22 protein-coding genes are annotated in these 25,110 nt (G+C 39.5%); 12 read left to right on the forward strand and 10 right to left on the reverse strand.

The genetic code is table 11. The features are described from left to right. The first annotated feature begins 501 nt into the window (after nt 1-501). Complete coding sequence (gene lhgO, locus MMU07_RS13505; RefSeq protein ID WP_241126403.1) at nt 502-1,707, forward strand: L-2-hydroxyglutarate oxidase; 1,206 nt, start codon at nt 502-504, stop codon at nt 1,705-1,707. 28 nt (nt 1,708-1,735) lie between these two features. Here the strand turns inward: lhgO and MMU07_RS13510 are convergent, their stop codons facing one another. Next, nucleotides 1,736-2,698, reverse strand: a complete 963-nt coding sequence (locus tag MMU07_RS13510; protein WP_241126404.1) for a YheT family hydrolase — start codon at nt 2,696-2,698, stop codon at nt 1,736-1,738. A 94-nt stretch (nt 2,699-2,792) separates the two neighbouring features. Between MMU07_RS13510 and MMU07_RS13515 the strand changes: the two genes are divergently transcribed. Beyond that, complete coding sequence (locus tag MMU07_RS13515) at nt 2,793-4,136, forward strand: amidohydrolase (RefSeq protein WP_241126405.1); 1,344 nt, start codon at nt 2,793-2,795, stop codon at nt 4,134-4,136. A 241-nt stretch (nt 4,137-4,377) separates the two neighbouring features. Here MMU07_RS13515 and MMU07_RS13520 read toward each other — a convergent pair whose 3' ends face one another. From MMU07_RS13520 to MMU07_RS13530, 3 genes are read right to left on the reverse strand one after another with little or no spacing between them, the layout of a single operon-like run. Continuing rightward, nucleotides 4,378-5,064: a TIGR04283 family arsenosugar biosynthesis glycosyltransferase gene (locus tag MMU07_RS13520; RefSeq protein ID WP_241126406.1), complete on the reverse strand. Its 687-nt coding sequence runs from the start codon at nt 5,062-5,064 to the stop codon at nt 4,378-4,380. A 7-nt stretch (nt 5,065-5,071) separates the two neighbouring features. Beyond that, nucleotides 5,072-5,665 carry a DUF6134 family protein gene (locus MMU07_RS13525; protein WP_241126407.1) on the reverse strand — a complete coding sequence of 198 codons (594 nt, stop codon included), beginning with the start codon at nt 5,663-5,665 and terminating at the stop codon, nt 5,072-5,074. Nucleotides 5,666-5,721: 56 nt separating this feature from the next. Beyond that, entirely contained in the window at nt 5,722-6,321 is a 600-nt protein-coding gene (locus MMU07_RS13530; protein ID WP_241126408.1) for a TIGR04282 family arsenosugar biosynthesis glycosyltransferase, read from the reverse strand. 173 nt (nt 6,322-6,494) lie between these two features. On the opposite strand from MMU07_RS13530, the gene MMU07_RS13535 reads away from it, so the two are divergent. Together MMU07_RS13535 and MMU07_RS13540 are read left to right on the forward strand one after the other, a co-directional pair. Further along, nucleotides 6,495-7,130 carry a peroxiredoxin gene (locus MMU07_RS13535; protein WP_241126409.1) on the forward strand — a complete coding sequence of 212 codons (636 nt, stop codon included), beginning with the start codon at nt 6,495-6,497 and terminating at the stop codon, nt 7,128-7,130. 114 nt (nt 7,131-7,244) lie between these two features. Then, the gene (locus MMU07_RS13540) at nt 7,245-8,321 is read left to right on the forward strand and encodes a 3-oxoacyl-ACP synthase III family protein (protein WP_241126410.1); all 1,077 of its coding nucleotides are present in this window, start codon (nt 7,245-7,247) and stop codon (nt 8,319-8,321) included. 13 nt (nt 8,322-8,334) lie between these two features. Here the strand turns inward: MMU07_RS13540 and MMU07_RS13545 are convergent, their stop codons facing one another. The 3 genes from MMU07_RS13545 to MMU07_RS13555 all read right to left on the reverse strand — a co-directional run bounded on the left by MMU07_RS13545 (nt 8,335) and on the right by MMU07_RS13555 (nt 11,014). Beyond that, nucleotides 8,335-9,120 carry a PhzF family phenazine biosynthesis protein gene (locus MMU07_RS13545; RefSeq protein WP_241126411.1) on the reverse strand — a complete coding sequence of 262 codons (786 nt, stop codon included), beginning with the start codon at nt 9,118-9,120 and terminating at the stop codon, nt 8,335-8,337. A gap of 126 nt (nt 9,121-9,246) precedes the next feature. Next, nucleotides 9,247-10,248: a bile acid:sodium symporter family protein gene (locus MMU07_RS13550; RefSeq protein ID WP_241126412.1), complete on the reverse strand. Its 1,002-nt coding sequence runs from the start codon at nt 10,246-10,248 to the stop codon at nt 9,247-9,249. 19 nt (nt 10,249-10,267) lie between these two features. Next, on the reverse strand, nt 10,268-11,014 hold the full coding sequence (locus tag MMU07_RS13555) for an RNA methyltransferase (RefSeq protein WP_241126413.1): 747 nt from the start codon (nt 11,012-11,014) through the stop codon (nt 10,268-10,270). 18 nt (nt 11,015-11,032) lie between these two features. Between MMU07_RS13555 and tamL the strand changes: the two genes are divergently transcribed. Both tamL and MMU07_RS13565 read left to right on the forward strand, forming a co-directional pair. Further along, a complete protein-coding gene (gene tamL / locus MMU07_RS13560) occupies nt 11,033-13,447 on the forward strand; it encodes a translocation and assembly module lipoprotein TamL (RefSeq protein WP_472843679.1) in 2,415 nt (804 codons plus the stop codon). A gap of 26 nt (nt 13,448-13,473) precedes the next feature. Further along, nucleotides 13,474-13,767 (forward strand): hypothetical protein, encoded by a 294-nt coding sequence (locus MMU07_RS13565; protein ID WP_241126415.1) that lies wholly within the window; start codon nt 13,474-13,476, stop codon nt 13,765-13,767. A gap of 53 nt (nt 13,768-13,820) precedes the next feature. On the opposite strand, the gene MMU07_RS13570 is transcribed toward MMU07_RS13565, so the two are convergent. Beyond that, nucleotides 13,821-14,774: an aldo/keto reductase gene (locus MMU07_RS13570; protein WP_241126416.1), complete on the reverse strand. Its 954-nt coding sequence runs from the start codon at nt 14,772-14,774 to the stop codon at nt 13,821-13,823. A gap of 393 nt (nt 14,775-15,167) precedes the next feature. On the opposite strand from MMU07_RS13570, the gene MMU07_RS13575 reads away from it, so the two are divergent. Next, nucleotides 15,168-15,392, forward strand: coding sequence for a DUF3820 family protein (locus MMU07_RS13575; RefSeq protein ID WP_241126417.1), 225 nt, complete (start codon nt 15,168-15,170; stop codon nt 15,390-15,392). Nucleotides 15,393-15,427: 35 nt separating this feature from the next. On the opposite strand, the gene MMU07_RS13580 is transcribed toward MMU07_RS13575, so the two are convergent. Continuing rightward, nucleotides 15,428-16,645: a S8 family serine peptidase gene (locus MMU07_RS13580; protein WP_241126418.1), complete on the reverse strand. Its 1,218-nt coding sequence runs from the start codon at nt 16,643-16,645 to the stop codon at nt 15,428-15,430. 313 nt (nt 16,646-16,958) lie between these two features. On the opposite strand from MMU07_RS13580, the gene MMU07_RS13585 reads away from it, so the two are divergent. From MMU07_RS13585 to MMU07_RS13595, 3 genes are all read left to right on the forward strand, one after another. Beyond that, complete coding sequence (locus MMU07_RS13585) at nt 16,959-19,265, forward strand: TonB-dependent receptor (RefSeq protein WP_241126419.1); 2,307 nt, start codon at nt 16,959-16,961, stop codon at nt 19,263-19,265. Between the two features lie 27 nt (nt 19,266-19,292). Then, nucleotides 19,293-19,886, forward strand: a complete 594-nt coding sequence (locus MMU07_RS13590; protein ID WP_241126420.1) for a hypothetical protein — start codon at nt 19,293-19,295, stop codon at nt 19,884-19,886. Between the two features lie 68 nt (nt 19,887-19,954). Beyond that, the gene (locus MMU07_RS13595; RefSeq protein ID WP_241126421.1) at nt 19,955-20,377 is read left to right on the forward strand and encodes a hypothetical protein; all 423 of its coding nucleotides are present in this window, start codon (nt 19,955-19,957) and stop codon (nt 20,375-20,377) included. Nucleotides 20,378-20,419: 42 nt separating this feature from the next. Here MMU07_RS13595 and MMU07_RS13600 read toward each other — a convergent pair whose 3' ends face one another. Then, complete coding sequence (locus MMU07_RS13600; RefSeq protein WP_241126422.1) at nt 20,420-20,935, reverse strand: hypothetical protein; 516 nt, start codon at nt 20,933-20,935, stop codon at nt 20,420-20,422. A gap of 139 nt (nt 20,936-21,074) precedes the next feature. Here MMU07_RS13600 and MMU07_RS13605 point away from each other — a divergent pair, with 139 nt between their 5' ends. Both MMU07_RS13605 and MMU07_RS13610 read left to right on the forward strand, forming a co-directional pair. Then, on the forward strand, nt 21,075-22,667 hold the full coding sequence (locus tag MMU07_RS13605; protein ID WP_241126423.1) for an ATP-dependent DNA ligase: 1,593 nt from the start codon (nt 21,075-21,077) through the stop codon (nt 22,665-22,667). Further along, nucleotides 22,657-25,110, forward strand: a complete 2,454-nt coding sequence (locus MMU07_RS13610; RefSeq protein WP_241126424.1) for a ligase-associated DNA damage response DEXH box helicase — start codon at nt 22,657-22,659, stop codon at nt 25,108-25,110. The genes MMU07_RS13605 and MMU07_RS13610 overlap by 11 nt, the downstream gene beginning before the upstream one ends.

Below are 25,110 nucleotides of genomic sequence, written 5' to 3' on the forward strand. Positions count from 1 at the left end.
GCTAAAAACTAGTTCGATCTTTTTTAAAGATCAATCTACACTCTTACTTCAATCTAAAAAGAATTTGAGTCATGGCTATCTAAGTGTTTGATTGTGAATTATAAAATCATCCTAAAAATTTAATAATATTCTCATTCCCATAACCAAATTCAAGAGAAGTCCTCTCCGACTTCAAAAAGGAAGACTTGACATAAATCGTTCGAATTCAGGATAAAGCTAGATTTATTCCCTTCAAAATGAAATTTCCAAAAAAACCTATCCCCATTTTTGTCTTCAGATACATTTCCATTGTAATTAAATTGTGCTTGGGAAATTATTAAAAAACTCAAAACAAATCCCACAAAAAAAAGTACTCTTTCCTTATTGGATTACTTTAGAACCAAAAACACATGCAAAGGGGTTTTGATAATATTTTAAGTCAAATTTTGTCTTGATTTCTTCTTTCAAATTAACCTATTAAAAATAAATCCCATCATTATATTTGTCTGCAATTATAAAAAAATGACATACGATATCATCATCATTGGAGGGGGAATTGTCGGGCTAGCGACAGGTTTGAAAATCAAACAACAAAAACCTGATCTTAAAATCGCCATTCTGGAAAAAGAATCTGAAGTAGCCAAACATCAGACCGGTAATAATAGCGGAGTGATCCATTCGGGTCTTTATTACAAACCAGGATCGCTCAAGGCCATCAACTGCATCAATGGCTACCATGAACTGATCAAGTTTTGTGAAGAAGAAAATGTTCCTTATGAACTGACAGGAAAAGTAGTGGTCGCTACAAAACAAGAACAGATTCCAATTCTAAACGGATTGCTAGAACGCGGGCTTCAAAACAAGCTCACGGGGGCACGTTCCATTACTTTAGATGAGTTGAAAGCATTTGAGCCCTACTGTGCCGGTGTGGCTGCAATACATGTCCCACAGACAGGAATTGTTGATTATAAGATGGTTGCGCAGGCATATGCCACAAAATTCGAGTCTGTTGGTGGCTCTATTTTTTTAAATCATAAAGTAAACGAAATCAAAATTTTAAATGGAATATCTTATGTAAGTTCATCACTTCATGAATTTGGATGCAAATTGGTGATCAATTGCGCCGGTCTATATTCCGACAAAGTCGCCCAAATGAACCAAATAGAAGACATTGATGTCAAGATCATTCCATTCAGGGGAGAATATTACAAAATCAAAAAAGAAAGGGAATACCTAGTCAAAAACCTGATCTATCCTGTTCCGGACCCAAACTTTCCATTTTTAGGAGTTCACTTTACAAGGATGATGAAAGGTGGCGTCGAGGCCGGACCAAATGCTGTACTGGCATTCAAAAGGGAAGGATATAAGCGAACTGACATCAACTTCTCAGAGCTTGCAGAAACATTATCCTGGCCGGGATTCCAAAAAGTGGCGGCAAAATACTGGAAAACCGGAATGGGTGAAATTTACCGTTCTTTTTCCAAAACCGCATTTACCAAAGCATTGCAGGAACTGATTCCTGATATCAATGAATCTGACCTGGTCGATGGTGGCGCCGGTGTGCGTGCCCAAGCCTGCGACCGTACAGGAGGATTATTGGATGATTTCAGTATCCGGGAAAATGAATTTGCCATCAATGTCCTCAATGCCCCCTCTCCTGCTGCAACGAGTTCCCTGTCGATTGGCGGCACTGTCTGCGAATTGGCTTTGAAGAGGTTTGGGAAATAGAGGATAGTCAAACTGTTCCTGCAAATATTCACAAATCCAAAAACTCCAAAAATCTATACTCCGCCCATGTAAATTCCTGACCGGGAACCAAAAAACCGGTGTGCCCCCCCCTAGTTGGCATTTCAAGAAAAATGTGGGGATGTGTTTCGGCAAGCTTAACTGGAAAACAGCGGTCCATAATCAGCGGGTCATTGAGCGCATTGATGATCAAAGTCGGAATCTGGATATGTTCCATCCAATTGTCGGCACTGACGCTACGGTAAAAATCCTGCGCATCCCTGAATCCATGCACTTTGGCGGTAAAGTGGGTATCAAATGTGTCAAAGTCTTTGACTGATTTGAGCAAATCCAAATCTACCAATCCCGGAAACTGTTCCCCCTTAACCTGCATTTTTGCTTTCAGCTTACCGAGAAACCTGTTTTTATAAAATGCATTTCTCTTTTCTTTCAATGTTGCTGCCGAATCAGGCAGGTTGCAGGGAGTGGAATAAACGGCCGCTCTTTTGATTTTTGAATTGAGGTCAAGTCCGTTTTCTCCCAAGTATTTCAATGTCTGTGCTCCTCCCATGCTGATTCCTACCAGATAATAGGATTCGTAAGTATGGGATTTTTCGACATGGTCGATGACAGTTTTCAGATCGTAAGATGCACCGTGATGGTACAAAATCGGTCCCTTGTTCATCTCTCCGCCACAGGACCTATTGTTCCAGGCCAAAGCATCAAAACCGTGTTTGTTGAATAATTTGGCCAATCCCATCGCATAATGCCTGTCCGAACTCCCTTCGAGGCCATGTGAAATGATGAGGAGTTTTTTGCTTCCGATTATTGACCAATCAATATTCAAAAAATCCCCATCAGGAGTATTGATCTTTTCCCTCGAATATTGGATCCCTTGAATTTTTCTAAAAATACTGGGTATGATCGTTTCCAAATGCCCGTTGAAAAGGAATTTGGGAGGTTTACCATAGGTGGACTTTCCAATCAAAGGCATAAAAAAGGAGAAATCAGTTTGGCGAAAATAAAAACATATCCACAAAACAGGGAATTATTTGTTTTATTTGGTTAACAAAAATAAATGAATCCCAATGAAATTGATCAAAAACACCCTATTCCTTCTGATTATGTCCTTCTTCATTACTGAAATTTTACCGGCACAGTCTGTTGATTCTTACATTGACGGGATCTATCCCGAACTCGATGGGCTATATAAACACCTACACCAAAACCCCGAACTTTCCCTTCAGGAAAAAGAAACTTCTGCGCGCATTGCAAAGGAACTTAAAGCTATTGGCTATGAAGTGACCGAAAATATTGGCGGATACGGTGTGGTGGGAGTATTCAAAAACGGTCCCGGACCCGTATTGCTTATCCGCTCGGATATGGATGCTTTGCCTATGGAAGAAAAAACAGGGCTGCCTTATGCTTCGGTAAAAAAAGGGATCAGCAATGACGGAAAGGACACTTTTATTGCCCATTCCTGTGGACACGATATCCATATGACGGTATTTATCGGGACCGCCAAGATGATGATGGAATACAAAAACTCCTGGAAAGGAACCTTGCTGATGGTCGGGCAACCTTCAGAAGAAAATGGAATGGGTGCCTGGAATATGATGAATGACGGTCTCTATAAAAGATTCCCACATCCCGATTTTGCCATTGCCCTGCATGATGACCCTTTTCTCCCTGCAGGAACCCTTGGATATAAAGAAGGTGCGCTGATGGCAGGTGTCGATATGATGAATGTGACAGTAAACGGAGTCGGTGCACATGGGGCAGCACCGCATACAGGAATTGATCCAATCGTATTGAGTGCACAAATGATACAGGCTTATCAGACCATCGTCAGCAGGAGAATCGCCCCGATGGAACCTGCGGTGGTTACAGTAGGATCGATTCACGGAGGTTCGGTTCATAACATTATTCCTGACCAAGTGGTCATGCAACTCACTTTGAGGTCATATTCCATGGATGTCAGGGAAGAGATGATTTCGGGTGTGAAAAGAATCAGTGAGAACCTGGCAAAGGCTGCAGGAGTGCCTGAAAACAAAATGCCGACTTATTGGATCCGCGAACCCCACACGCCCGCGCTGATAAATGATGCAAATCTGACCAAACAAATGGTGGAGGTTTTCAAAAAGAATATAGGAGAGGAAAAAGTAGTGGAGGTAAAAGCCCAAATGATCGGTGAAGACTTCAGCAGGTTTGGAATGCAGGAAAGGAACATTCCTATCACCATGTTTTACTTGGGAGCGAGTGATCCAAAATTTCTTGAGGAAGCAAAAGAAAAGGGATTGGAAATTCCGGGATTGCACAGCCCCTATTTTGCACCATTACCCGAACCCACCATAAAAACCGGAATCAAAGCTATGAGTCTGTTTGCGATGGATATTTTGAAAAATCAGGATGTGATGATGGAGAAAAAGTAAGCTGATTCTAAGTTTGGTTTGTAAAGACACAAACCATGGCGTCAAATGAGCTAAGTTTGGTTGGCAAAGACACAAACCATGGCGTCAAATGGGCTATAAAAATATAAGTTAACATACAGATGCCATAAGTTCATAATACCTTAACCAAGCTGAATTATTGTTGACTTAAATTTGCATAAGTAAGTTTTCTTCATAGGTATTGATGATATTTTAAACGGAACGGCCATGCTGTTCCGTTTTCTTATTTTAAAAGTCTTGAATAGAGAGTCTTCAATTTTATTGGGGGATGTTTTAAGAAAAAAAGCGCAAAAACAATCAAATTGGCAAGCTGTACCCTTAGCCATGAGTTGTTGTCGTATTTGCGGGCAGAAACTAAAATCCTTTTTGGGATAACCTTAAACCTGTATTTCTTTTTGATCCTCTGAACGATTTCAAAATCTTCCATCAGGCAATATTTCTCATCAAACCCTCCCAATTCCCAAAAGACATCTTTACGAATGAACAAAGTCTGATCGCCTCCCCCTGAAAGCAACCCGTTAAATTGGGTAAACCAGGAATTGATCCTAAGCATGCTATCAGGGGAATCGAAATTATAAGCAAAGCAACCCGCAGAAAACCCATCTTCTATACTTGATTTGATATCTTCATGAAAAGTGGGCAAAATCCTCACATCAGCATGGACAAAGTATAAAATATCACCAAAGGACTCTTTTGCACCCAAATTCATCTGCACTGCCCTGCTTTGGATGCTACAGGGCACAAACCTAAAACCAGCCCTTTCTACGACTTCTTTGGTATTGTCAGTGCTCCCTCCATCCACAACAATCACTTCCTGAAGTTTCTGATTATCAACATTTCTAAAAAGCGGCAGCAATTCATTTATGTTATTTGCTTCATTTAATACCGGAATAATGATGCTAATTTTCATACTGTTCTCACAGGTTTTTCCTTTTCATGACAAAATTTTTGATAGGAAATTCCATTACTGCCTTGTCCAATTTTCCATTGATATAATAAAACCTGTTTCTATTTCCATTGACATTGACCTCGTAATAATCTTTATGCTTGACTACAGGGCAGACCAAACCATACCCTTCAGCGATAAATTCACTTACATTTTTTGGTTCCTCAAAATAAAAAGAGGAAGAGCTGAAAAACATTTTTTTTCTGACTTCTGTATCCAACTCATATTTATAGTTGCGCGAAATGACCTTATAATGGTCATTGACCCAAGTAATGAGCGATCGGAAATTTCCCTTATTGGTTTTTGAATTGACCTCACTTTTGATAAAATGGGTTCCTTTAAAAATAGAAACGGTATGAAAATCAAGCTCAACTTTGCCAAAAAACCAGAAACCTACTTTACTTCTTACATCGATTTGGGAATCATCTCCTGATATTTTTCGGGTAGCGGTCATCTCTCCAATGGATATTCCTGCAATAGAAATGTCATACTCTTGGTAGTCTTGGGCAAACAAACCAAAGGGCAGAAAAAATACCAATAAGCATATTTTGTAGCTGTTTTTCATTTATTTAACTTCTGAAGGTGCCAAATTTCAAAATAATTATGACATCTTGGAAAGGTTTATTCAGGGAAAATTGCAATCATATCCTCTTCCGTGTCAATATCGCGGAGTGTTTTCATCAAATCGTAACTTATTTGGCCATGGTTGAGTATTTCCAGGGTTCTTTTCCAGACTTCTGATGAACTCCATGGGATATTCTCAAAAAGGGCTCCATAGAATTGGCACATTCCGAGTAAATAATATCCCCCATCCAATGCGGGTCCAATACAGACATCTTTCTTTTTCAAAGCTTGGAAAGCATCCTTTATGTCAGCAGTTCTGATTTCCGGACAGTCCGTACCAATAATAATTACCTTCTTGTAGCATTTCTGAAAGAGCGAGAAGAAGGCATTTGACATTCGTTCACCCAAGTCCACTCCTATTTGCACTTTTTCAAAATCAGGCTTGAATTGGCCAAATGAATTTTCTTCGATAAAATCCGAATAAAAAATGGAAATATCTACGTCTTCCAGTTTTTCGATTTGCCTGTAGGTATGCAAAAGCAATGACCGGTATATTTCCAAAGCTTTTTTTTCTCCTATGGTTGCGGCTAGCCTTGATTTCACTTTTCCCAGAACTGCGTTTTTTTGAAAAACAATCAGGGCATTTTCATTTTTCATACTTTTTTGAATTCGAAGCAAACTATCAATATAATCCGAATTTATTTTATTTTTTTATATGTGTCATACCTGATGAGCAGAAACAAACAGAATACTTTTTTTAAATAATGAACTTTAAATGAAAGTGGATAGTTATTTACCTATTATTTCTATAGACTTTAAATATTATATTCATGTCACTAAGATTAGGAGATTTAGCACCGAATTTTGTCGCAGAGACGACTGATGGAAAAATTGACTTCCACGAATATTTGGGAGACGGATGGGGAGTTTTATTCTCACATCCGGCAGATTACACTCCTGTTTGTACTACAGAATTGGGTGCTGTGGCCAAATTGAAATCTGAATTTGAAAAAAGAAATGTCAAAGTAATGGCATTGAGTGTGGATGGATTGGTCGACCATGCAGCTTGGATCAAAGACATCAATGAAACCCAACATACAACAGTTAATTTTCCTTTGATTGCGGACAAGGAAAGGCATGTATCCGAATTGTATGACATGATCCATCCCAACGCCAATGAAAATTTCACGGTACGATCGGTTTTTGTAGTCGGACCAGACAAAAAAATAAAACTGATCATCACCTATCCTGCCAGTACGGGAAGAAACTTTGATGAATTGCTCAGGGTAATTGATTCTTTACAACTGACAGCCAAGTATGCGGTGGCGACACCGGCCAACTGGAAAAATGGCGAAGATGTGGTCATCACACCTGCTATCAAAGATGAAGATATCCCTGCCAAATTCCCAAAAGGGCATACTAGAATAAAATCTTATTTAAGAACTACTCCACAACCAAATATTTGAACCTAGATTAAGAAAGCTCTGCAAAAACAGAGCTTTTTCTTTGTCTGATTTTGGTTGATTTAATTTTTTTATTGCTTAATTGGAACTTGAATCCAATAGCCAAACATCACCACCATGTCAATCTATACTGTCATTATTGGTTCAGGTTCTTACCTGCCGGAAATCATTGTAAAGAACGAAGATTTTTTAAAAAATGAATTTCTGGATGTCGCAGGAAGGAAAATTCCAAAAGACAATACTGCCATCATCCAAAAGTTTCAAGATATCACGGAAATCGAGGAAAGAAGGTACCTGACGCCGGAAATGAATACCTCCGACATGGCTTTTATTGCATCCCAAAGGGCTATTGAAGCAGCGGGGATTGATCCTGAGACTTTGGATTACATCATCGTGGCTCAAAATTTTGGGGAAATAAGACATGATAATAAAAAAACGGATATGGTCCCGACTATTGCGACCAGGGTAAAACATTTACTACAGATCCAAAACCCGGATTGCGTGGCGTATGATTTGCCTTTTGGCTGTCCAGGTTGGGTACAGGGGGTGATACAGGCGGATTATTTTTTCAAGTCAGGTGATGCCAAGCGTGCTTTGATCATCGGGGCAGAGAATTTGTCAAGGATTATTGATCCCCATGACATAGATACCATGATATATTCTGATGGTGCAGGCGCAGTGGTTATTGAGGGTATTAAAAGTGAAAAACCTGTTGGAATCATTGCACATAAGACAAGAACAGATACCCTTACACAAGCGCACTACTTGAAAATGGATGTGTCCTACAATCCTGATTTTAAGGATGATACACTATTTTTAAAAATGAATGGGCGTAAGCTTTATGAATATGCGTTGAATACAGTTCCTATTTTGGTCAAACAAGTAATTGAAAAAGCTGGATTGGGGATCGGCGATATTGACAAAGTTTTGATCCATCAAGCCAATGCAAAAATGGACCATGCTATTCTAGAAAGGACTTTTAAGCTGTTTGGTAAAGAGGACATGCCGGATGAGATCATGCCTATGATTATCTCAAAAATGGGAAATAATTCTGTGGCAACTGTTCCCATCTTGTATGATATGATTGTAAGGAACCAATTGCCTGCGCATCAGTTCCATCCCGGGGATATTTTGGTTTTTGCTTCTGTAGGTGCCGGAATGAATGTCAATGCTTTTGTTTACATCCAGCCATAAATCTCCTTCAGCCTCAAGTGTAAATCTTTCCTATCAGGTAAGTAACCGCATTGCCGGTCAAAATCACCCTCTCTCCTAGTAATTTACAGCCGATTTTCCCTTCCCTAGCGGAAACCTGAACGGCGGTCAATATCTCTTTACCAAGTTTTTGTGACCATATCGGTGTCAAACTAGTATGTGCCGAGCCTGTGACGGGATCCTCAGGAACACCAACTTGAGGTCCAAAAAAGCGGGAAACAAAATCCACGGTATTTCCTTTGGCGGTGACGACCACACCACGGACAGGTAATTTTGCAATCCGAGAAAGGTCAAAATTTAAGTTTCTGATTTGGTTTTCATTTTCAAAAATCAAGATGTAATCCGATTTACCCTTAAAAGCCTGAATTGGTTTTGGATTAAAGGGTTTTGTCAATTGCTCTGTCAGTTCGATCTCTTGAATCAGATCAAGGGGAAAGTCCATCACCAGTTGGTTTCCCTCCTTTTTCACCTTCAAAACCCCTGACCTCGGAGAAAAAAAGGAGATTTCAGAGTCCTCAAATCCCTCATGTTCAAAAAGCACATGTGCTGTAGCAAGCGTGGCGTGACCACAAAGATCCACTTCTGTTCCCGGAGTAAACCACCTCAAAACAATATTTTTCTCCTCTCTGACATAGAAAGCGGTTTCCGAAAGGTTATTTTCCATAGCAATTTTTTGAAGGGTTTCATCCTCCAACCATTCGGTCAAAGGAACAACAGCAGCAGGATTACCTCCAAAAACCTTTTCTGAAAACGCGTCAATTTGGTAGATTTTAAGTTCCATTGGGTAGAATAGTTGTAGTTGTTGAAATGGTTGTAGTTGTTTTAATGGTTGTATCGGTTGTCGTGTTGTCGGATTATCAATGTTTTCTGGGTTGGAGATTTAGAGGAAAATGAGAGTGATTACTGCCTACTGCTTCTGACCGCTGCTCTTGACATCACCCAACTTTTGAGCGATAGCTGAACCGACCATCAGCTGAAGCGCGTGGTAAACCATCAGCGGCAATAACATCACACCAAACACCACAGGATCCGGAAACATCACCCTTCCCATCACGGCTCCCTGAACCAATGATTTTTTGCTTCCGCAGAAAATCACAGTGATCATATCTTCTCTTGAAAATTTCAAAGCCTTGGACAAAAGGTACATCAATCCCATCATCAGGAGGAAAAACACCAACATCAAAACACCAAGTAAAATCAACTGCCCCGCAGTATGACCATCAAACATATTCTCTGAAAACGACTCTGCAAAGGCTGTGAAAATGATAAGAAGAATGATCGCCTGATCGAAATTCTTCAATGTTGTTTGGTGTTTATTGACATACTTCACCAAATACTTATGTACAAATAAGCCCAAGATCACAGGAACCAACACCTGAAAACTCAATTTGATGATGGTATCCGTCAGGTCAAAATCCACCGCAGTTTCCGGTAACATCAGGTCCATCCAAAGCGGCGTGATAAAAATCCCCACCATACTTGAGATACTCGCATTGAATATTGCTGCAGGAAGGTTACCTCCCGCAATAGAAACCATCACCACAGAGCTAGATACGGTGGAGGGTAGAGCGGCGAGGTAAAATGTCCCGATCCAAAAGAGATTTGTTTCATCACCCCAGACTGCATAAAGCAACAAGACAACCAGTGGGAAGATCAGAAACGTCGTCGATTGGACCAGAATATGGAGCTTCCAGTTGGACAATCCCTGCTTGAGTTTCTCGGGGCTTAACTTGACTCCGTAAAAAAAGAAAATGACGGATATTCCGATTCCTGTTATGGCTTTCAAAGGCAAAGGACTTGCCTCAGATCCCCATTCGGGAAAGGCTTTGGCCAAAATAATCATACCCACAAGCAGGAAAAAGAAGGTATTTAGTCCTACTCTGTTAAGGGTTTCCCAAAGTTTGGCCATTTAGATTTGATGTTTGCTTCTATATTGATTGCCTTCTAATATTGTCACAAAAGATTGCCGTAGCTACTGCGACGTTTAGTGATTCTGCATAACCAAATCTCGGGATAGTGACTTTGTGGCTTACCAAGGGCTGAAGTTCTTTGGAGATTCCATTGGATTCATTGCCCATAAGGATAATTCCACCATTTCCAAATTTGGTTTTATGGATAGATTCTCCCTCCAAATAAGCCCCATAAATGGGAATACTTGATTTTTCAAACTGCTTTTTCAAATCCGTGTAAAAAAACCTGATCCTTGTAAAACTTCCCATACTAGCATGCAATACCTTAGGATTGTAAAATTCTGCAGATTCTTCGCTTAGAAAAAGATTTTGAATTCCGTACCAATCTGCAATCCTGATGATGGTTCCAAGGTTTCCCGGGTCTTTGACATCATCCAAGGCGATGGCCCATTCTTCCGAAGACAAACTGATCGGAGTGTTGGGTTTGCTTTTGGCAACGACAAGGGCAGAGTCGTTACTTTGAAATGAGCCCACTGATTCGAGGGTAGATTGGCTAACTTCAAAAACATCCGCCTTTATGGAGTCAAGAAGCCGGGCATGCTCCTTTCCATATTGTGTTGTGAACAATACCTGACTTACTTCATAATCTGACTGAAGCAATTCCGTTACGTTTTTACCTCCTTCCACAAAAAATAGCTGTTCTTGTTTTCGGAATTTTTTCTGTTGTAAGGATTTAATAAACTTAAGCGTATTTTTGCTTAACATTCGGTTAATTGCCTAATTGTGAATAAAGCCAAATATATAAACTTTCTTTTTCTGCTTTTTTTAATTTCTTCCTGTTCTTTGACAAAAGGACTAAAGGAAGGTCAATACCTAGTATATGATGTAAAAGTAAACGGAGCAAAAAAAAGTTCGAAATCGGACCTTTCAGGTCTGATTCAGCAAGTTCCAAATACAAGAATCCCTCTTTTGAACACCTCTGCAGGAATTTCCATTTACAGGTTTGGTGAATGGATTTATGACAGTTCAAGGCATATCAATAAACAGGCTGAATTCCTTACTGAAAGAGACGATCTTAGAATGATCAGTAACGAAAAAGAACTTACCAGAAAACAGATCAAAAGGTTGAATAAAATCAATGACAACCTTACCTCACTTGAAAAAAAACTTGAGTTCGGTAATTTTTTTATGAGAACCGGAAATCCCAGAGTCATATTTGACAGTACGCTGACTTTGGAAACAAGCCGGCAGATGAAATACTATTTGGTCAATAATGGTTTTTTTGATGCTGAGACGGATTTTGAAGCGGCATTTAAAAACCAAAAAGTAAGAATTACTTACCTCATCAATGAGCATGAGCCTTATGTGGTGGATTCTTTTTTTACCAAATCGGATGATGAAGGAATCCTGACCTTATTGGAAAAAAGTCAAGAAAGTATACAAATCAAGGTTGGTGAAAATTATAACCAAAACGCCATCACCAGGGAAAGGCAAAGGGTGGAAGATTTACTGAAAGACAATGGTTATTATACTTTTTCTCGGTCATATCTTGAATATAACGTTTATAAAGATACTGTAGAACACAAGGTCAAAATCGAGGAATTTATCCGAAACCCTTCATTTTCAGATAGTCATAAAGTTTATACATTGGATTCTATCTACTTTTTCATTGATCCTCCTTCAGAGAATTTTGTTGACTATGACTATCATAAAACCTACGGGGATATAATTTTTGAGTTATATGAAGACCGTTACTCCGAAAAAATAATATCCTCTAGGATTTTTCTTGAAAAAGGAAATTTATACAACAGGACAAATGTCATCGAAACCCAAAGACAACTTGCAAACCTTGACTTATTCCGATTTGTTAACATTGCTTTTGATACCTTGGGCAATGTATTGCGGCCCAGAATTTATACCCAATCCAACCAAAAATATTTGATTACAAACCAACTCGGAGCCACTATTACTGAACAAGTTCCAGGGCCATTCTTCAGCCATTCATTGAGAAACAGAAACCTATTTAGGGGAGCCGAAATCTTCGAATTCTTCTTTAGGGCAGGCTTGGAAGGAGTCGTATCAGCTACCGGTGAAGGTGGTGTTTTCAGAAGCCGGGAATTGAATACTTCGGCTTCAGTGATTTTCCCACAGTTTTTACTGCCCTTAAGTGTCAATTCTCTTGAAAGATTAGGAAGGTACAACCCAAGAACAAGAACACTGATAGGGTATAATTATGTGAATCGGCCGGAATATATTCGAGAAAGTGTGAACGGAATCATTGCTTATAATTGGAATACTAGGAACCTCCGGCAACAATATACCGTCAATGCCTTGGATGCAAATTTTATTCGATCTAACCTAAGTGATGATTTCAGAATTTTATTGAAAAATCTTCAGGATCAAGGGAATAACTTGATCAACTCTTTTTTACCTTCATATGTCAGTAGTATTTCGGGTCAGGTAATTTTCAACTTCAATCAATACGGGGCATTTCAAAAAAACAATGCTTCGCTTTGGCGTCTGTTCTTTGAAAGTGGTGGGACAACTTTAAATTTTGTCAGTAGCAGTTTTGTAGAAGAGAGAAACCTCTCTTACTTTCAGTTTCTAAAATTCCAGACAGATTACAGAAAGTATATTCCTATTACCAAAAACCAAACGTTTGCCTATAGACTAAATCTAGGTCTGGCTAAACCTTATGGGGTGAGTGATGGTGTTTTACCTTATGAAAAATACTTTTTTGCAGGTGGCAGCACTGGGATAAGGGCGTGGCAGCCAAGACGGTTGGGTCCGGGATCTTTTGCACCGGAGCTTTTATCTGACGGTTCATTTGATTACAGATTTGAGCAGCCCGGTGAAATTCTGTTTGAAGGCATGTTTGAATTTCGATCAAAAATATATGGCTACTTTGACGGGGCTTTTTTCATTGACATAGGCAACACCTGGACATTTAATGAAGACACTTCCCGGCCTGGAGCAAATTTTGAATTCAATAGATTCTACAAAGAAATTGCAGTGGGAACAGGTGCAGGTCTTAGGATGGATTTTGACTTTTTGGTAGTCAGGTTGGATATGGGAATCAAAGCTTACGATCCTGCACGACTTCCGGGTAAAAGGTATATTTTGAATAATTTTTTCAGGAGTTTTCCCGGACAAAGGGGACAAACGGTATTTAATATAGGTATTGGTTATCCATTCTAAATCTTAGGTTTACAAATCAAAATGCCATGACATTTTCTGAATTCAAAGCTTCAATCAATGAAAAAAATCCTCCAAAAGGTATCAGTTCTCAATTGGAAGCATTGTGGTATGATGGAAAAGGAGATTGGAAAAGGGCCCATGAATTGGCTGATGGACCATCGGATAAACTTTCTGCTCGGGTCCATGCTTACCTTCACCGTAAAGAGGGTGATATTTGGAATGCGGATTATTGGTACCGACGGGCAGACGAAAAAAGACCGGATTTTAGTTTGGAGAAAGAATGGAAAATTTTGGTAGATAGAATATTAAAAATCAGATAAAAAATATTTTGCCCGATGTCTGCATCAGGCAAAATAGCCAATTATTTCAATTATTATTTTTCCCAAAGGTCAGTCAATTTGTATGGGCTTTGTGCACCGGTAAAAAAAGAACCGTCAATAAAACGGTATGCTATTCCAATATTGGCAAGTTTTTCCATGTCACTTTCGTCAAGATTTATTTCAATAGAAGCCAGATTTTGAATGATTCTTTCCCGATTGACAGATTTGGGAATTACTGCGATATTCCTTTGAACAGAATATGAAATTAGAATTTGGGCCGGCGAAGCCATATGCTTAGATGCCAGTTCTTTTACAATATTATTATCCAAAAGACTAGGTTCATTGGATTTTTTGGAGGAAGCTGCGCGGTCTCCTGAACCAAGGGGAGAATAGGCTGTCATCAGAATCCCATTTGCTTTGCAAAAATTGACCAATTTATCTTGGGGAAGAAAGGGATGCATTTCAACCTGATTCATTTCAGGTCCGAATTGACAAGATTTTATTACCTCCTCTAATTTGGCAATGTTAAAATTTGAAACTCCGATGTGCTTTACAAGCCCCATCATTTTGGCCTCCTCCATTCCTTCCCAAGTCTGAACCAATGGGACATCCCTATAAGTAAAAAACTCTTCTCTGGTCTGAGCAAAACTAACTCCTTGTTTAAAACTTACAGGCCAATGAATAAGATAAAGATCAAGATATTCCAACCTGAGGTCTTTCAGGGTTTTTTTCAAAGCAGGGACCACATCATCCAAGCGGTGGTTACTGTTCCAAAGCTTGGAAGTGATAAAGAGTTCTTCTCTTTTTACAAGACCATCATTAAATGCCTTTTGTAAGGCATTTCCGACCTCCTTTTCATTCTCATAAATCGCCGCGCAATCAATATGTCTATACCCAGACTCGATTGCCCAGAGAACTGCCTGATAGACTTCTCCTGGTTTTGATTTCCAGGTACCTAAACCTACGACAGGCATTTTGTCTCCATTGCTAAAAGTGATAGATTTCATGGTTTTGTTTTGGTTTTTTGAACTACACGAAGTTATTAGCTAAATACTGCATTCGGAATGAAAACCTCATTTTTTTGATGGATGTTTTGGAATTCATTTTTTAAAACGGAGAAAGTCACATTTGTTATCATTTAATTTAAAGTGTGCACGCAAAATTACACCTTCAGATTGGGTATCCATTTTAATGCCTTGATCCAAATTAAAACACCCGGTACATGTTATAGAAGGCTGTCTTCCTACTTTGTCTCGCCACCGGGATCCTACAGGACTGAAGGAGAGTATAGGTTTACTTGCAACGAAGAGAATACCTTAATTTCTCTTTATGGAATCTTAAAAAACTTGACAAAAGGAAATTGCGATTGAAAGTATGACTTTATACTTTACTTTTGATTAATGGACAGACAAATACTTATAGACCTGGTCTCAAAAAAAATGCCCTTTGGAAAGTATAAAGGAAAGTTACTGTGCGATATTCCGGAAGAATACTTGATTTGGATGCATAGGAAGGGATTTCCTGAAGGTAAACTAGGCATGTGGCTGAGTACCCTTTATGAAATCCGGCTTAATGGTTTAGAAGAAATTCTTTGGGAATTAAAAAAAATAAACCGCCAACTGTGAAGGTGGCGGTTTGGGAATTCAATGTTATCATCTAATTATCTTGAAATGATTGGGTCTGGACTACTGTCCTTGTCACCGGTAACAAATCCTGATGTCCTTGCTATTCCAAGAAGCAGAACACCTGCAGCATGAGGTGCGGCCATTGAAGTACCGCTAATGGTATTGTATCCGCCACCTTTCCAGGTTGATTTGATACTTACTCCAGGCGCGCAATAGTCGATTGGAGGATTTGCGAAATTGGAGAAAGTAGCAAATCTGTCGTTAATATCAGAAGCAGAAATGGTGTATATATTGGTGCCATTCACCCTAGCAGGAGAATAATTGTTGGCATTTGCAGCACTATTTCCTGCGGCAATTACAAACCTTATACCTTTTGCAGCAGCGGCCAAAATTGCGTTGTCTAAAGCCAGGGAAACAGGCCCACCCAAACTCATGTTGGCTACATCACCTGATTTACCTTTAGCTGCTACCCAATCCACACCTGCAATGACGCCGTCATAAGATCCTGAACCTCTAGAATCGAGTACTTTAATTGGAACTACCGGTGCTCCGGCAGCTACTCCTACGACTCCAATATTGTTGTTTATTGCAGCTATAGTTCCTGCCACATGGGTTCCATGTCCATCTCCGTCGTTAAGATTGGCATCTCTACCGGAAGTAAAAGCAGTAAAACCATCAGCTGTTCTTACATTAAGGTCAGGATGGGTCAAGTCAATACCAGTATCAATTACCCATGCTACATTTGTTCCTGAATAATTTACTGAACCGCCCACTCGGGTAATACCCCAAGGAGTCTCCTGGCCTGTAGTGCCTCCCCCTCCTCCCGGCTTTCCTTTTTGGGCTATAGACATCACCCTGTTTGGTTCTATATAACTCACAGAGGGATCATTTCTCAATAATTCAAGTTGACTTTCATCCAACTTAACTCCAAAACCATCCAAAGCTGCAACATAGACTGCACCAATATTTTCATCTGCAATCCTATATTTGGCCAAAATGCTAGATACGCTTTTCCTCATGGATGCCTGCATGTCTTCATAGCGTCCATCTTTTCTAAAACCCAATGCTTGGGGCTTAAGCACTACAATAAAACTTCCTGGAATGATATCACCATTTTGATATCTCATGACTTGATCTTGGGAATCCATGATTGGGGATTCGGTATTTTCCTGACAGGAAAATGTCACTAGGGCAAAAGCTAATGCTGCGATTCCCGCCGGCTTACCAATAAAACGGTATATTTTTTTGTTCATAATTAAATAATGTTGAAGTGGTTTAAATTACAAATTTAATTTTGCTATGCTAAATAAAATCAAAATAAAAATAAAATTCAACAAAAAAATACAAAATATTAATTTAAGCAAAAAGTTGAAATATTTATATATTTAGGTTCAAGATTATTATTTTTTAAAAGTTTAATAAAAGTCATAACCTATATATTTAGAAGAATATTAAATCAAAAGAGAAGTATTAACAATTTATTTTTGAAATGAAAATTGAAACAAAGTTGCATTAAGATTAGGTCAAAAGATTGGCTTTACGTATTTTTGCAACATAGTTTCATTTATGATTAAACAGATTAGTCTTTTGTTTTCCATTTTATTTATTTCAACCAATGCAATTGGACAGGATTACTGCAACCTTGTAGTTAGAGGGAAAGTTGTCCATGAGGAAAACAATGAACCCATAATGGGGGCATATATCTGGCTTTTGGAAAGCGAAACCGGTGCAGTCACTGACAACCAAGGCAATTTCAGAATTCAAAAAATTTGCCCGGGCGAACATACAATAAGAGTTCAATATTTGGGTCACAGGGAGTTTGTAGAAAAATTAAATATCAAGTCAAACACCAACCTTACAATCAGAATGCTGGCAAAAGATGTCCAATTGGAAGGTGTAGATATCCATGGCCATGAAGATGCGCTTTTGACAACAAACACAATATCAGGTATATACGGAGAAGAACTGAGGAATTCAAGAGGTCAAAATCTTGGAGAAACCTTGAGAAAGATTCCGGGAGTTACTACATTTTCTTCAGGATCGAGTATTCAGAAACCGGTTATTCATGGACTTCATAGCAATCGGATTTTGATACTCAATAACGGTGTCAGGCTAGAAGGGCAACAATGGGGTGCAGACCATGCCCCGGAAATTGACCCATTTGTAGCAAGGGAAATTTCGGTGGTCAAAGGTGCTGAGACAGTCCGATTTGGTCCAGATGCAATGGGAGGCGTAATTTTGGTAAATCCGGCTCCACTGCCTGTCAAAGGGGGACAGAGTGGAGAAGTAGATCTCATAGGATTTTCTAACGGGCGTGGTATTAATGGTTCTGTTGGCATCTTGGGAGGATCCCATAAAGTCAAAGGATTAGGCTATTGGATCCAAGGCTCTTCCAAAATTGCAGGAAATCTCCAAACCCCCGATTACATGCTTGACAATACAGGTGTCAGGGAATTGAACTTTTCAGGCGCGTTGGGATTTAGCAATTCCCGGTTGGGAACAGAGGCTTATTTCAGTCATTTTCAAGCCTCTATCGGTATATTGACAGATTCCCATACAGGCAATCTTTCTGATTTGGAAAGCATTATTGAAAATAGCCGTCCTTTTCGAAATCCGGAATTTACCTATGCTATCCAAAATCCACAATTACGCGTCGACCATCAGCTACTTAAGTTAAAGGGACATTATCATCTTGCAAAAGGAGCAAAGCTAAACCTTCAATATGCATTTCAAAGAAATCATAGGCAGGAATTTGACCGAAGACGGGGGGAGCGTAACGATAGACCTGCCCTAGATTTGGTTCTTTTCACCAATACCTTAGATTTTAGCTACAACCACCAAACAAGGAAAAACTGGAATGGGTCAATTGGTGTGCAACTCATCCAACAAGCCAATTCCAACATTCCGGGAACAGGAGTAATTCCTTTGATTCCAAATTATGATATGCTCAATGTTGGTGTATTTGCTATTGAAAAATTTACAAGTGGCCCATTGGAAATAGAGGGTGGACTGAGATATGATTTCAGACATATAGAAGCAGCAAGGATCAACCGTGGGGGCATTTTGCAGCAGGATAGATTTAATTTTAACAATTTCACCGCATTTCTTGGGGCCATGTACGCCATTTCCCGGAACATTACTTTCAACACCAACTTGGGTACTGCTTGGAGACCTCCGAGCATCAATGAGCAGTTTAGTCAGGGATTGCACCACGGATTGGCCGCTATTGAAATCGGAAATCCTGATTTTGTCAGTGAACAGTCTTTAAAATGGATGAATACTCTAAGTTATTCTCACAGTAAACTTAATGTTGAATTTACAGGATATGCCAACATAATCAACAATTATATATACCTCAATCCTACAGAAGATCGATTTGTTTCCTTAAGAGGAACTTTTAATGTCTTCGAATACCTTCAGACAGATGCGTTTTTTATGGGCGGAGATTTAAGCGCAATCTTGACTATTTCCTCCAATTGGGAATTATTCTCGAGGGGTTCGGTGGTCAGGGCTGAAAACACCAAAGAAAACTCCTTCCTTCCATTTATACCCAGTGACAGATTGGAAACAGGCTTGAGCTATAATTTTCTCACGGGTATTTCCAAAAACAAATCCAGAATTTCTTTGAGTAACCTTGCTGTAGCCCAACAAACCCGTGAACCTGACTTTGACCTTGCTCCTGCCCCACCTGCATATATGCTTTGGAATTTAGGTATTCAAACATCCTTCAAAATGGGTGAGGACAAACTAAACATAGGCTTGCAGGTCACCAATCTCTTTAATGAAACTTATAAAGATTACATGAACAGGTTCAGGTATTTCTCTCATGAACTCGGAAGAAATATATTCCTTAAACTTAATTACGAATTTTAAACCAATTTAATAAATCAATTACAAATCATGAAAAACTACAGCTATTTACTAATCATTCTATCGGCATTTGTCCTTACCTTTTCATCCTGCAAGAGTGATGATCCTGTACCTGAAAATGAGGGCGAAGTCATTACTGATGTAATTTTAAAATTTACGGAGCTCAATTCGGCAGGTAGTCCTACGGGAACGCCTATTGAAGTAAAGGCTATTGATCCTGATGGTCTAGAGCTAGGAAATTCTCCTACAATAGAAACCATCACACTTGGAAGAGGAAAAACTTATCTGTTAGAGATATCCCTTTTCAATAGCATTGAAAATGAGGATATTACTGAAGAAATTGAAGAAGAGAAAGAAGAGCATCAATTCTTTTTCCTAGGATCAGCATTTCAGGGTACAGCAATTTTGACGTATTCTTATGATGACGAAGACATTGATGGCAATCCTGTGGGGTTGAGGGGAATTGTTCAGACTATTGGATTCAACACTGCTCAGATGAGAGTGGTCCTCAGACATGATCTCAACAAGAATTTCACGGGTGCAAACAATCCAAATTGGGAGAATTTTGTACAGGCAGGTGGCGAATCAGACCTCGACATTACCTTTCCAGTGGTATTAAACTGATAAATTCAATGAAGGTGGCTTTTTAAAAAAGCCACCTTTTTACTTATATTGGCATAAAATTTCAAGCTATGAAAAATTTATACCGCCTTTTAATATTTGGTTTTGTCCTTGTTATTTCATTTTCTTGCTCAAGAAAAAAAGAAATTGAAGGTGATCCAAAGGTTTATGCAGAAGCTAATGGTTACCTTCAAAAGTCCTTGGATCTAAGAGAGGAAATCTCTGGTTTTGAAAAGCAGCTAAAAGAATCAGAAATAGACTACAGCGATTTAAAGGAAGAGCTTAAGACATGGGACAAGGATATCATTGAGGTCCCGGGATTTGAGCATTCTCATGATGACGAACATCAGCGCGATTATCATGTACACAATCCCATGAAACCTTTCAAAGATACCGAGCATTTAGATTACCAAAAAGTCATGCATGCTGAAATCGCTCAGCTTCATGAGAAATTCAAATTAATGACTCTCCCAAAGGTAATGGAAGAAAATTGACAAAAAAGAAAAAGGTCATCGGGAGATGACCTTTTTCTTTTATTAATTGAGATAAGGAGAACAAAGGGTCATATCCTCTCTCTTGAAGGCTTGTGGGCTATTGTCATTAGCTCCAATGTTTCCTACCGATAAAATTATCTGATATTCAGGACCAGAATCGGCCAGGTGAACTTTTATGTGTCCATTAAAATTGTTTAAATCATTGAATTTCAATTTGGAACCATCAGAAAGCTTTCCTAATGTGGTTACGCTTTTTAAAGTTCTGATATCAACAGGATCAAGTTGATAAGCTATAGGTGAATCAGGGTTGTCATATGGTCCAAAATGCAAGTGAGCAGGAAAATAGTATGGATCACTATTCTTGTTTCCACTGAGTTGTACTATCAGTTCTAAGTCGCCGTTGAGTAATTCTTTAATCTGAACTTTACCGGTATAATTGAAATCAGAACCTTGATAAAGGTTGTAAGTCAATTCATTGGTGGTATAAATGGAATCTTTCTCCTGTTCACAGGAAATCATAATCAGTGCCGAGAGAAATATGATTGCCAACTTTTTCATTGTAGTCTGGTTTTTTAGGTATTTACGCTGAATATGGCTTGAAGTTCCATACAAACATAAATATACGATTTTAAGTTTTTTCTAGATGTGAACCATGTCACATAATTAAAAGTTTGCAATGAAATAATAATCTCCTTCAATGAGACATTTTGCAGGTCTATATATGCGTCTTGACCAAAGTAACAAAACCTCAGATAAACTCGAGGCACTGAGGGATTATTTTTTGTCTGCTGAGGAAGAAGACAGACTGTGGACGATTGCAATATTTACAGGTCGCAGACCCAAGCGTCAGGTAAATACAAGGTTGCTGCGTGCATGGAGCTGCGAATGGTCAGGAATTCCGGATTGGCTCTTCGAAGAATCCTACCAAAGCGTCGGGGATCTGGCTGAGACGATTTCATTGCTTCTACCGCCTGCTGAACAATTGCAGAATTTTTCCCTTAGTTATTGGATTTGTTATTTGATGGATTTGGAAAATCTTGAAGAGGAGGTCAAAAAAGAGAAGATTTTAAAGGCTTGGCAGGCACTTACCAAGGAAGAACGCTTCATTTTTATAAAATTGATGACGGGAGGATTTAGGATAGGGGTAAGTCAAAATCTCATTACACAAGCTGTTGCTGAAACATTTGGGCTTGAAAAAACAGAAGTTGCCCATCGGATTATGGGTGCTTGGAAGCCTTTCAATACCACCTTTGAAGAATTGATCTTATCAAAAAGGCAAAGTCAAGACCTTTCTAAACCTTATCCTTTTTTCCTTGCATACCCTTTAGAAAAGGAATTGCCAACTTACGGGGAAATCTCCGACTGGCAGATTGAATGGAAATGGGATGGCATCCGGGGGCAACTGATCCAAAGAGAAGGTCAGGTCTTTATCTGGTCAAGAGGCGAAGAATTGGTCACTGATAAATTTCCTGAACTGTCTGCTATGGCTTTGGAATTACCTTCTGGAACGGTGTTGGATGGAGAGATCACCGCATTTTCAGAAGGAAAGCCACTTCCATTTTCTTTGCTTCAGACCAGAATCGGAAGAAAAACCTTGAGCAAAAAAATCCTTAAGGAAGCTCCTGTCAGTTTTATTGCCTATGATATTCTTGAATATTCTGGAATAGATTTCAGGAAAAGGTCTCTCAAAGACCGAAGGCTTGCTTTAGAAAACCTCGTGGTGGAAGTCAATAACAGCAATTTGGAAATTTCACCTTTGGTTCATGCATTTGATTGGGATCATTTGACCTCCCTTCAATCTCAATCAAGAATCAGAATGGCTGAGGGATTTATGCTTAAAAAATCCGGATCTGTCTATGAAACAGGACGAAAAAAAGGATCATGGTGGAAATGGAAAATAGAGCCGCTAACCATAGATGGTGTTCTATTATATGCCCAAAAAGGACATGGAAGGCGTGCAGATTTATACACGGACTATACCTTGGCAGTGTGGGAAGGTGACAAACTCGTACCTTTTGCCAAATCATATTCTGGACTTACTAATGCGGAAATCTCGGAAGTTGACAAATATGTAAAGCAAAATACCCTTGAAAAATTTGGTCCGGTACGTACTGTAAAGCCAGGCTTAGTCTTCGAGATAGCATTTGAAGGAATTCAGGAAAGTCCAAGGCACAAATCGGGAATTGCATTGCGTTTTCCTAGAATCCAAAGATGGAGAAAAGACAAACCGATAGAAGAAGCCAATTCCTTGGAAGATTTAAAATCCCTACTTTCAGTTTATGGCCGATAACACCATCTCTGTTGCATTAGAATACTTTAAGAAAAAAGGATGGTCACCTTTTGAATTTCAGATGGAAACCTGGAAAGATTTTTTGGAGGGGAAATCAGGTTTGCTCAATGCACCGACCGGAAGCGGGAAGACCTTTGCTTTATTCTTTCCAGTCATATTAGATTACATCCGCAAGCACCCGAATGATTGGCAAAAACCAAGAAAAAACGGAATCCAACTCATATGGATTACGCCGCTAAGGGCATTGGCACAGGACATCCAAAAAGCCATGCAGGAAGTTTGTGAAGAAATCGGACTGCCCTGGAAAGTGTCTGTTAGAAATGGGGATACCGAAAATAAAGAACGGCAATCCCAAAAAAAGAGCCCACCGGAGGTATTGATTACCACTCCTGAGACGCTACATATCCTATTGACACAAAAAGAAAACCAACTCTTGTTTCAAAACATGAAGGCCATAATCATAGATGAGTGGCACGAACTTATGGGAAACAAAAGAGGTGTGCAAGTCCAGTTGGCACTTTCCTATATCCGCCATATTTGCCTGCAGGAAATTAGGCTTTGGGGAATTTCGGCTACAATAGGTAACCTTGAAGAAGCTTGTCAGATACTCCTTGGGGATAGGCACCAGGTGCATATTGTAAAAGCCAAAATTGAGAAAAGTATCTTACTCCAAACGATATATCCTGACCAACTTGAAAAATATCCATGGTCGGGCCACCTAGGAATCAGGCTGATTGACAAGGTCATACCAATAATTGAAAAACATAATTCAGTCTTACTTTTCACGAATACTCGTGCCCAAACAGAAATATGGTACCATAATATCATAGAAAATAGGCCGGATTGGGCAGGTTTGGCAGCCATACACCATGGTTCTCTGGACCAGACTGTTAGAACATGGGTAGAGGAATCACTTCATTTTGGCAAGCTAAAGCTGGTAGTGTGTACCTCGAGTCTTGACCTAGGGGTGGATTTCAGGCCTGTAGATGCGGTAATCCAGGTCGGAAGCCCAAAAGGTGTGGCAAGGTTTATTCAAAGAGCAGGGCGATCGGGTCACCAACCCGGACTGCCCAGTAAGATTTATTTTGTCCCCACCCACTCTTTAGAACTGATTGAGGCTGCCGCTCTGAGAAGTGCCATGGAAAACAATGAATCAGAAAATATCCATTGCCCTACCCTGACTTTTGATGTTCTGATTCAGTTTTTGGTAACGCTCGCTGTGGGAGATGGTTTTTTTGAAGAGGAATTGTTACCTATACTTAGGGACACTTATTCTTTCCAAAACCTTAGCGAGGAAGAGTATCAATGGACTTTATCATTTATTACCCAAGGAGGAGAATCCTTACAGGGATATGAGGAATTTTCAAAGGTGGAAAAAGAACCAACCGGAAAATACCGAATCAAAAACAAAAGAGCTGCCATTGTGCATCGGCTTTCGATGGGAACCATTGTGAGTGAGCCAATGCTCAAAGTAAGGTTCAAAAATGGTGCATTTTTGGGCATGATCGAGGAGTTTTTTTTATCAAAACTCAAAACGGGAGACCGTTTTTTCTTTGCGGGTAAAAACCTGGAATTTGTCGCTATCAAAGACATGAGCGCTATTGTGCAGCTCTCGAAGAGGAAAAGTTCAAATACACCTTCCTATATGGGTGGCAGAATATCACTCTCTTCCAAACTTGCCTTAACAATCAGGTTGATATTGGAAAGAACAACTCAAGGTTTTTTTGATTCGCAGGAAATAGCCTATGTTGCTCCTCTTCTGGAACTACAAAACAGAATCTCTTTGGTGCCTGATAAAAAGACGCTTTTGATCGAAAAAATTATTTCAAAAGAGGGGTATCATGTTTTTATTTTTCCTTTCGAAGGAAGAATGGTTCATGAAATCCTTGGCGCACTGATCGCTTATAGAATCAGTGTCAGCTATCCCATGAGTTTCAGCATCGCTATGAACGACTACGGCTTTGAGTTGCTATCAGACATGCCAATTCCTATTGAGGACATTTTGGAGGAAGATGTTTTTTCGGAAACAAACTTGACCGAAGACATCAAAATCTGTATCAATGAAAGTGAAATGGCCAAAAGGAAATTCAGGGATGTAGCCACTATTTCAGGCCTTGTATTTCAGGGATTCCCCGGAAAACCGATTAAATTCAAACATCTTCAATCTAATTCGGGCATACTTTATGGCGTGTTTGAGGATTACGATCCGGATAACTTATTGCTTTCCCAAGCGCATCGAGAAGTCCTAGACATGCAGATGGAGAAAGATAAAGTCCTCCAAGCCATCAGGAGGATCAATTCACAGGAAATAATTCTGAAAACTCCAGGTCAGTTAACCCCTTTTTCATTTCCAATAATGGTGGACCGCTGGTTTAGGGCATCTCTTTCCTCCGAATCTTTGGAGGATCGAATCGCAAAAATGAAAGCCCAATTGATAGATTAA

Origin of the sequence: Cognataquiflexum nitidum, from assembly GCF_022538055.1 — a bacterium.
Lineage (GTDB): Bacteria > Bacteroidota > Bacteroidia > Cytophagales > Cyclobacteriaceae > Cognataquiflexum > Cognataquiflexum nitidum.

Bases quoted from the DNA above. Each gene is read 5' to 3' on its own strand.
- lhgO (WP_241126403.1), top strand. From the start codon at position 502: ATGACATACGATATCATCATCATTGGAGGGGGAATTGTCGGGCTAGCG.
- MMU07_RS13510 (WP_241126404.1), bottom strand. From the start codon at position 2,698: ATGCCTTTGATTGGAAAGTCCACCTATGGTAAACCTCCCAAATTCCTT.
- MMU07_RS13515 (WP_241126405.1), top strand. From the start codon at position 2,793: ATGAAATTGATCAAAAACACCCTATTCCTTCTGATTATGTCCTTCTTC.
- MMU07_RS13520 (WP_241126406.1), bottom strand. From the start codon at position 5,064: ATGAAAATTAGCATCATTATTCCGGTATTAAATGAAGCAAATAACATA.
- MMU07_RS13525 (WP_241126407.1), bottom strand. From the start codon at position 5,665: ATGAAAAACAGCTACAAAATATGCTTATTGGTATTTTTTCTGCCCTTT.
- MMU07_RS13530 (WP_241126408.1), bottom strand. From the start codon at position 6,321: ATGAAAAATGAAAATGCCCTGATTGTTTTTCAAAAAAACGCAGTTCTG.
- MMU07_RS13535 (WP_241126409.1), top strand. From the start codon at position 6,495: ATGTCACTAAGATTAGGAGATTTAGCACCGAATTTTGTCGCAGAGACG.
- MMU07_RS13540 (WP_241126410.1), top strand. From the start codon at position 7,245: ATGTCAATCTATACTGTCATTATTGGTTCAGGTTCTTACCTGCCGGAA.
- MMU07_RS13545 (WP_241126411.1), bottom strand. From the start codon at position 9,120: ATGGAACTTAAAATCTACCAAATTGACGCGTTTTCAGAAAAGGTTTTT.
- MMU07_RS13550 (WP_241126412.1), bottom strand. From the start codon at position 10,248: ATGGCCAAACTTTGGGAAACCCTTAACAGAGTAGGACTAAATACCTTC.
- MMU07_RS13555 (WP_241126413.1), bottom strand. From the start codon at position 11,014: ATGTTAAGCAAAAATACGCTTAAGTTTATTAAATCCTTACAACAGAAA.
- MMU07_RS13565 (WP_241126415.1), top strand. From the start codon at position 13,474: ATGACATTTTCTGAATTCAAAGCTTCAATCAATGAAAAAAATCCTCCA.
- MMU07_RS13570 (WP_241126416.1), bottom strand. From the start codon at position 14,774: ATGAAATCTATCACTTTTAGCAATGGAGACAAAATGCCTGTCGTAGGT.
- MMU07_RS13575 (WP_241126417.1), top strand. From the start codon at position 15,168: ATGGACAGACAAATACTTATAGACCTGGTCTCAAAAAAAATGCCCTTT.
- MMU07_RS13580 (WP_241126418.1), bottom strand. From the start codon at position 16,645: ATGAACAAAAAAATATACCGTTTTATTGGTAAGCCGGCGGGAATCGCA.
- MMU07_RS13585 (WP_241126419.1), top strand. From the start codon at position 16,959: ATGATTAAACAGATTAGTCTTTTGTTTTCCATTTTATTTATTTCAACC.
- MMU07_RS13590 (WP_241126420.1), top strand. From the start codon at position 19,293: ATGAAAAACTACAGCTATTTACTAATCATTCTATCGGCATTTGTCCTT.
- MMU07_RS13595 (WP_241126421.1), top strand. From the start codon at position 19,955: ATGAAAAATTTATACCGCCTTTTAATATTTGGTTTTGTCCTTGTTATT.
- MMU07_RS13600 (WP_241126422.1), bottom strand. From the start codon at position 20,935: ATGAAAAAGTTGGCAATCATATTTCTCTCGGCACTGATTATGATTTCC.
- MMU07_RS13605 (WP_241126423.1), top strand. From the start codon at position 21,075: ATGAGACATTTTGCAGGTCTATATATGCGTCTTGACCAAAGTAACAAA.
- MMU07_RS13610 (WP_241126424.1), top strand. From the start codon at position 22,657: ATGGCCGATAACACCATCTCTGTTGCATTAGAATACTTTAAGAAAAAA.